Annotated in this window: 2 pseudogenes; both read right to left on the reverse strand. The window is 49.9% G+C overall.

What is annotated here, in order from left to right:
* Positions 1 to 136: pseudogene (locus tag ACRPFF_RS11625) on the reverse strand (tRNA lysidine(34) synthetase TilS); the annotation flags it as partial.
* A 120-nt stretch (positions 137 to 256) separates the two neighbouring features.
* Positions 257 to 373, reverse strand: a pseudogene (locus ACRPFF_RS11630) (Na(+)-translocating NADH-quinone reductase subunit C); the annotation flags it as partial.
* Positions 374 to 387: the final 14 nt, after the last annotated feature.

A 387-nucleotide genomic window follows, 5' to 3' on the forward strand; every position in this document is an offset into this window, starting at 1 on the left:
ACCCGGCACAAACCAGCAGATGCAGCAAAACGACGGAATCCAAGCCGCCGCTTAATGCCACTGCTGTTTTTTTTCCATTCAGACCTTGAGGAAAACAATCCTTCAAGCATTGCTCAAACGCATCTAAAGTCAGCACGGCTTCATCCCGATAAAGAAAAAGCAAGCAGTTTCAGACAAACTGCTTGCTGCTTGTTCTACCCGAATTATTGTTCCGAAAATTTGCCGTAAGCCATAATGCGGTCGAAACGGCGCTTACTTGGATGGGTTTCAAGCCGACGACCGCACCCGCCACGATGACCGAGCACATCAGGCTGACCGCCAACACCACAATCAGCGTGCCGCTGAAGCTGTCTTTATCGAATTTCTTAGCCATTGCTGCGCGCCTTT

The organism is Neisseria sp. SLRRB23, from assembly GCF_050896295.1.
Taxonomy (GTDB): Bacteria; Pseudomonadota; Gammaproteobacteria; order Burkholderiales; family Neisseriaceae; genus Neisseria.